This window comes from Enterovibrio gelatinilyticus (assembly GCF_028683095.1).
In the GTDB taxonomy this organism is placed as follows: domain Bacteria; phylum Pseudomonadota; class Gammaproteobacteria; order Enterobacterales; family Vibrionaceae; genus Enterovibrio; species Enterovibrio gelatinilyticus.
This window is the reverse complement of record NZ_JAJUBC010000095.1, coordinates 1-776: the sequence shown is the minus strand read 5'-3', so window position 1 is coordinate 776 and position 776 is coordinate 1. Positions and strand designations below refer to the sequence as shown.

Genomic DNA, 776 nt, shown 5'->3' with positions numbered 1-776 from the left:
ACGTTATGACCACGGCTAAACATGCCATCAAGCGAGTCGACCGCTTGCTTGGCAATGCACAGTTGCACCGTGAAAAAGACGATATCTATAAATGGCATGCCAGCTTTATTGCCCGCGCTAATCCTTGCCCTGTGATTTTGGTTGATTGGTCTGATGTGAGAGAGCAGCTTCGCTATATGACTTTACGCGCCTCTATCGCTCTCGATGGTCGTGCTGTCACCCTTTACGAGCAAGCGTTTGAATACGCACAATATAACTCACCAAAAACGCATCAACGTTTCCTCGATAAACTTCACAACATTCTCCCTCTCGGCACCACACCTATTATTGTGTCGGATGCAGGCTTTCGAAACACCTGGTTCCGGCAAGTACAAGAGAAAGGCTGGTTCTGGTTGGGGCGTGTCCGTGGAGAAGTCGCGATTAAACTCGACCGTCAAGATTGGCAATGCAATAAAGAACTTTACCCCAAGGCAAACAACAAACCCGCCTATCTGGGCACTTGCCAACTTGCACTACGCTCTCCTCTGGCTTGTCACGCTCATCTTGTTAAACAGGCATCGAAAGGGCGGAAAGTGCAACGTCATACCCGTACCAGCAAGAAGCATACGGCGTCTCGTCTCTTTGCCAAAAGCGCAAACGAGCCGTGGCTACTGGTGACTAATATCCCGAATGACACGCTAAACGCGATTCAGATAACACGCTTATATTGTCAACGCCGACTTAAAACTGATCCACTTAGCGACGCTATCGCCGAAGTAAAATTGACCCACCCATGG

The 776-nt window shown here is 49.1% G+C and carries 1 protein-coding gene; it reads left to right on the top strand.

The features are described 5' to 3' along the window. Positions 1 to 776: IS4 family transposase (locus LRP50_RS25360; protein ID WP_274167170.1), on the top strand; the 776-nt coding region annotated here is incomplete at both ends.